This is a genomic window from Bradyrhizobium sp. LeoB3 (assembly GCF_055456055.1).
This window is the reverse complement of record NZ_JBVBEF010000200.1, coordinates 1-5,576: the sequence shown is the minus strand read 5'-3', so window position 1 is coordinate 5,576 and position 5,576 is coordinate 1. Positions and strand designations below refer to the sequence as shown.

The following is a 5,576-nucleotide window of genomic DNA, read 5'->3' as shown; positions in this document are numbered from 1 at the left end:
TTGCGTGCCAACCCGCAGAAGACATAGCCAGGATTGCGCGATGCCAAATGTCGTGGGGGCTGCCGTCGCGCGTTCCCGCATTTCCTCACGCTTGGGCGCAGGATGGTCTTTCGAGACCGCTGACGCCGTCTACACCTATCAACGCGCCATACTCCTTTCTTCTGGGCAAACTACCTCCGGTCAAGCTAGGAGCCGAACAGTTGTACCTGAGGGAGCTATCTGGTTCGTTGGCCGCTCATCTGCGCGAGCGCGTCAAGTAGTGCGCGAGGTGGGATGGCATAGTTCGATTTATCCACCTTCGCCGCACCCACCTTCTTGATTGCTTTTGTGAGCGCTTGGGCGAATTTACGTCCGAGATGGAATGGAGGCGCATCATAGCGGACGGGGTCTTCTGCCTGGAATGCCTGGAATGGGAAATCTTGTTCGTACGCCCCATGCTCTAACTTCTGGACCGGAACCACGCGATCGACGTACAGCCAGCTCAGTCGCCGCGCCTGCGAGTTTGTCCAGGTGAAGCACAGGAGCCAATCGCCTTTTCGTACCTGATGTTTGTCGACGTTAAGCCAGTCCCGCGGCCCGGATCGGTCGAAATTCTTACTGACGAACTGGCGCGCCGCTTCAGCAACGTTCGCGTTGCCCTCCCAGCATGCGAGCTTCCATGGCTTCCGAACCTTTCGGCTGTCCTTGTACCAATCGGCGTATCCTTTGGGATCGTACAGTACGCGCCGGCCAGCTTTCGCCATAGCGAGCTTGACCTTTTCACCTTCCTTGCGCAGCCACTCCAACTTCTTTTTGGCGGGAAACGGTTTCGCCTCCTTCAGTAAGCGATCGATATCGATCGTGGCCGCATCAACCAAAGTGCCCATTTCCTTGAGGCCATTCATTCCGAGAGCACTGGGCGACGGACCCATAGGGGGTATGCTGGGTGCTCCACAAGGGTGCTACACAGGGTCAAAACCCGCCTCTGCGGGAAAGCCTCATTTTGCCGAGGTTTCCTGAACTCTTCGGTCAGGTGGCGGAGAGGGAGGGATTCGAACCCCCGATAGGCTTGCACCTATGCCGCATTTCGAGTGCGGTGCATTCAACCACTCTGCCACCTCTCCAGTCGCCAAATCGGGGGCCTAGGCCCTCGTGGTCGGGGCCGCAATTGGCGACTGTCAGTAGAACCCCGCCCCCCTACTTCACCGGCGTGTAGATCACGACCCGCAATGACGGGTCGTCATTGGCCTGGAAGCTCGCATGTTCGAAGGACACGACGCCCTTCTTCGGATGATGCAGCCGCTTGATGCCGGCGGCCGTGCCGCGGATGTCGTGGGTTTTCCACCAGACCGAAAATTCCGGGCAGCCTTTCCTGAGCTTGAGCAACAGCTCATGAAACGCGGGATCGTCGGCCCATAGATCGTGCACCGCCCGGAACTGCGCGACGACGCGCTTGGCTTCATCGGCCCAGGCCGCCCCGAACAGCTTCCGCGCCGAGGGCCGCGTCAACATGGAGACGAGCACGTTGCGGTCTTCGCTCGCGAGATGATCGAACGCGAAAATGTCGTTCGCCGCCTTGTTCCAGCCGAGCAGGTCCCATCGGCGACCGGTCACATAGGCCGGGTGCTTCATCGCGTCGATCATCCGCTGCAATGATGCCGGCACCGTCTCCTGCTGGAAACTCCGCCGCTCGCCGGAACGGGTGAGGGCCTTGAGATGAAGGTGCTCGACCTTGTTGAGCTGGAGCGCCCGGGCCAGCGCATTGATGGTCGTGATCGACGGATTGACCGAGCGGCCCTGCTCGAGGCGCACATACCAGTCGACGCCGATGCCGGCGAGTTCGGCCACTTCCTCGCGCCGCAGACCGGCGGTTCGCCGCCGCCGTCCATCGGCAAGCCCGACATCCCGCGGCCGCAATTTCTCACGGCGCGACCGCAGGAAATCCCCGAGCTCACTGCGGCTCCTCTCGATCACCGACATTGCAGCATCTTTCGAACAACGCCCAAAGGGGGACCTGCCATCCTAGGATAATACCATGCCTTCCAGCTTCGCCCTAGCCTGCCATAATCGCAGCCGAACATTCCAGTGCCACGGCGATGTACATACACCACATGACGCAATCACCGAACGCCAACATTCCGAAACAGAGCATCGCGCTGTCCATAAAGATCAACGGCACGCGATACGAGCGCGAGATCGCGCCGACCGCGACCCTGCTGGACGTGATCCGCGACGAGCTCGGGCTCACCGGCACCAAGAAGGGCTGTGACATGGGCGGCTGCGGCGCCTGCACGGTGCTGGTCGCGGGCCGTCGGATCGCATCCTGCCTGGCGCTGGCAGCATCCTTTGGAGAGGCCGACGTGACGACGATAGAGGGGATCGGCACGGCCGATCGCCTGCATCCGCTGCAGGATGCGTTCATCCGGCACGATGCGCTGCAGTGCGGCTACTGCACGCCGGGCCAGATTCTGTCCGCGATCGCCTTGCTGGCGGAGGGCTCTCGCTCGATCGACGACATCCGCGAAGGCATGAGCGGCAATCTCTGCCGCTGTGGCGCCCATGCCAACATCGTCGCTGCGATCGCGGAGGTCGGCGGGCTATGAGCAGCGCTTCCTTCAATTATATTCGCGCGGCCGAACTCACCGATGCGCTCGCGCGCGGCGAGAGGGCAGGTGCCGCCTATCTCGCCGGCGGCACCGATCTGCTACCGCTCTGGAAAGCGTCGCTCACCGCGCCGCATGACGTGATCGACATTTCGCACCTTCCGCTTGCGACTATTATCCGCACCGGCGACACGCTCAGCATCGGCGCGATGGCCCGGCTGAGCGACATCGCCGCCCATGCGGAGGTGAAAGCGCACTATCCTCTTGTATGCGATGGCATCCTTGCGAGCGCGAGCGGACAGGTGCGCAATGTCGCAACCATGGGCGGCAATCTGCTGCAGCGGACACGTTGTCCCTATTTTCGCGATGCGGGACTGGCCTGCAACAAGCGCGATCCCGGGTCCGGATGCGGCACCCGACATGGCGAGAACCGCCATGCCGTGCTGTTCGGTGGCTCGCCCGGCTGCGTCGCCACGCATCCGTCCGACCTCGCGGTGGCGCTGGCCGCGCTTGACGCCAGGATCGTGGTGAGCAGTGCTAGCGGCGAACGCGCACTCGCACTGTCCGAGCTTTACCCGCTGCCGGGCGAGACCACCGCACCCGATTCATCTCTGCGGCCCGGGGAGATGATCACGGCGATCCGCATGCTCAATGCGGCGCGTTTCGCAAACCACGCGACCTATCTGAAGATCCGTGATCGCGCCTCGTTCGAATTTGCCGTCGTCTCCGTCGCGGCGGCGCTGCGCATCGAGGATGGCGTCATCGCCGAGGCGCGGCTCGCGGCTGGCGGTGTTGCACCACTGCCCTGGCGACTTGAGAAAAGCGAGGCGGCGCTGATCGGTCGCGCACCGACGGAGCACGCCTTCGCCGAGGCCGGCGCGCTCGCAATCGAAGGCGCGCGCCCGCTCGAAGGCAACGCATTCAAGATCCCCTTGCTGCGCAACGCCGTCATTCGCGCCCTGCAAACGGCCGGAGGCCAGTCGTGAAGAGCCGAACCATCGCGCGCTATGAAGGCACCCTCAAGGTCACCGGCCAGGCCCGCTATGAAGGCGAGATGATGCCCGAGGGCCTGCTGCACGCGGCCCTCGTGGAGTCGCCCATCGCCTGCGGCGAATTGCAGTCGCTCGACGCATCGCGCGCCGCCGCGCTGCCGGAATTTGCTACCCTCGTCACGCATGAAGATGCCGCATCGCTGAAGCCGTCGGCAGCAACCGCCCTGATCCGGGAGAAGGCGATTCATTTTCACGGCCAGCCCGTCGCGCTCGTCGCCGCCACTACGCTGTCGGAGGCCCGCGAAGCGGCGAAGGCGACACAAGCCTCGATCGCAGCGCGCACCGCGTTGACGCAAATGGGCCAGGCGCTGGACCAGGCCTATGAGCCGGCGATGGTCGGGCGTTTCCCGGCCTCGACCCGCCGCGGCGATTCTGCGAAGGCGTTGAGCGAAGCCGGGCTCGTGGTGCGGCGCCGCTACACAACCGCCGTCAACAATCATCATCCGATGGAGCCCCATGCGGTCGTTTGCTGGTGGGAAGGCAACAAGGTCGTCGTCCACACCTGCACGCAGGCGATTTTCGCCACGCGGGCGATCATCGCGCATGCGTTCGAGATGCCGCCCGTCGACATCCGCGTGCTGTCGCGCTATCTCGGCGGCGGCTTCGGCTGCAAGGGACAGCTGTGGTGGCCGTGGATGTTCTGGGCGATGCTGGCGTCGCGAAAGACGAACCGTCCGGTGCGGCTCGAGCTGACCCGCGCACAGATGTTCACCCTGGTCGGGCGGCGGCAGGAGACGGCGCAAGATCTCGCGCTCGGCTTCGTCGATGGCCGGCTGACGGCGATCGAGCATGATGTCGTAGCCCAAACCTCGACACATGCGGAATTTTCCGACTCGACCGCGGTCTACACGCGCTTCCTCTACGCCTGCCCCAACGTCACCACGCGTCACAGCCTCGTGCGCACCAACGAGCCGCAGCCGGTTCCGATGCGTGCGCCGGGAACGGCTCCCGGCACCTTTGCACTGGAGTCGGCGATGGACGAGGCGGCAGAATTGCTCGGGGTCGATCCGCTCGAATTGCGCCTCGACAATTTTGCCGATCGCGACCAGGAGAACGGCCGGCTCTGGAGCAGCAACAGCCTTCGCGAATGCTATCGCGTCGGCGCCGAGCGTTTCGGCTGGGCCGAGCGCCGTGCGCGATCGGCCACCAAGGACGGCCGCTGGAAAATCGGCTTCGGCATGGCGACCACGCTCTATCCGGCGATACGCCAGGCCTGCCGCGCGCGCGTCGCGCTGCGCGCCGACGGCTCGCTGCTGGTCCAGTGCGGCACCCAGGACATGGGCTCGGGCACCTACACCGCGCTCGGCCAGATCGCAGCCGATGCGCTCGGACTCCCCATGGACAAGATCACCGTCGAACTCGGCGACACCGAGTTGCCGGACGGCCCCTTCTCCGGCGGCTCGCAGGTCACGGCGAGCATCTTTCCCGCCGTGGAAGCGGCGACGGCGAGACTGCGCGCGGCGCTGGCGAGCGTCGCAACCACAGACGCCACCTCGCCGCTCAGCGGCAAGCCGCCGGAGGATCTCGAATTCGCCGACGGGATGATCCGCAGCCGCTCCGGCAACGCCGGCGAAAGGCTCACCGACGTGCTCGCGCGTGCGGCCGCAGATGGCCTCGAGGCGGAGGGCGAGAGCCCGGCGACCGATCATCAGAAGCTTGCCGCGACCGGCATGGGCTATGGCGCGATCTTTGTGGAGATCGGTGTCGACCCCGAACTCGGCGAGATCCGCGTCCGCCGCGTCTGTGGCGCCTTCGCGGCCGGGCACATCCTCAATCCGCTGCTGGCGAAGAGCCAGTATATCGGCGGCCTCATCGGCGGCATCGGCATGGCGTTGCATGAGCAGACCGTGACCGATGCTGCGACTGGCAGCATCCTCGGCAAGTCGTTCACCGACTATCTCATTCCGGTTCATGCCGACATGCCCGCATTCGACATCGCCAT

5 protein-coding genes and 1 tRNA gene are annotated in these 5,576 nt (G+C 64.5%); 3 read left to right on the top strand and 3 right to left on the bottom strand.

Translation table 11 applies throughout. The features are described from left to right. Positions 1-215 precede the first annotated feature (215 nt). The 3 genes from ACZXDY_RS44465 to ACZXDY_RS44455 form a co-directional block, all read right to left on the bottom strand. Entirely contained in the window at positions 216-884 is a 669-nt protein-coding gene (locus tag ACZXDY_RS44465; protein WP_028169269.1) for a hypothetical protein, read from the bottom strand. A 129-nt stretch (positions 885-1,013) separates the two neighbouring features. Further along, positions 1,014-1,103: transfer RNA gene (locus ACZXDY_RS44460), tRNA-Ser, on the bottom strand. Positions 1,104-1,176: 73 nt separating this feature from the next. After that, on the bottom strand, positions 1,177-1,953 hold the full coding sequence (locus ACZXDY_RS44455; protein ID WP_464349829.1) for a helix-turn-helix transcriptional regulator: 777 nt from the start codon (positions 1,951-1,953) through the stop codon (positions 1,177-1,179). Positions 1,954-2,090: 137 nt separating this feature from the next. On the opposite strand from ACZXDY_RS44455, the gene ACZXDY_RS44450 reads away from it, so the two are divergent. From ACZXDY_RS44450 to ACZXDY_RS44440, 3 genes are all read left to right on the top strand, one after another. Further along, positions 2,091-2,582: a (2Fe-2S)-binding protein gene (locus ACZXDY_RS44450; RefSeq protein ID WP_464349828.1), complete on the top strand. Its 492-nt coding sequence runs from the start codon at positions 2,091-2,093 to the stop codon at positions 2,580-2,582. Beyond that, positions 2,579-3,568, top strand: coding sequence for an FAD binding domain-containing protein (locus ACZXDY_RS44445; protein ID WP_464349827.1), 990 nt, complete (start codon positions 2,579-2,581; stop codon positions 3,566-3,568). The genes ACZXDY_RS44450 and ACZXDY_RS44445 overlap by 4 nt, the downstream gene beginning before the upstream one ends. Further along, positions 3,565-5,576, top strand: a 2,012-nt coding sequence (locus tag ACZXDY_RS44440) for a xanthine dehydrogenase family protein molybdopterin-binding subunit (protein WP_464349826.1), incomplete at its 3' end; no start/stop codon positions are given. The genes ACZXDY_RS44445 and ACZXDY_RS44440, both read left to right, overlap by 4 nt.